General features: G+C 42.3%; 1 protein-coding gene. It reads left to right on the top strand.

Going from position 1 to position 307, the window contains the following annotated elements:
• Positions 1-307, top strand: a 307-nt coding sequence (locus C1G53_RS12320) for an IdeS/Mac family cysteine endopeptidase (RefSeq protein WP_153046734.1), incomplete at both ends; no start/stop codon positions are given.

Here is a 307-nt window from a genome sequence, read left to right as displayed (position 1 = left end):
AGGCTCTTTAGATGATTCTAGCTCTGAAATTGTAGAGGAAATAGCAGACAACATCCCATCACCTGTTATCGCTGAAGGGGAAGTAGCGGTAGAGATGAAAGTTGACAGAGGGACCGAGAATGTAGTTTCTAGAAATGATACAGAAGTTACGACGAGCGAGCAAAATCAGATAGAGGTTACTGAGACAAAAGAAATTTTGAATCAGACCAGTTATCAAACGGAGAGTGGCGAGCAACGACAAATTATATGGGCCCATGGAATTACTCCTCCTGCAATGGAACAAAGCGGTGGTTTTGTAAAGGAAAAG

This window comes from Streptococcus suis (assembly GCF_002960445.1).
GTDB classification, from domain to species: domain Bacteria; phylum Bacillota; class Bacilli; order Lactobacillales; family Streptococcaceae; genus Streptococcus; species Streptococcus hyiners.
The sequence above is the reverse complement of the archived record's forward strand: the minus strand, read 5'-3'. Positions and strand labels throughout refer to the sequence as shown.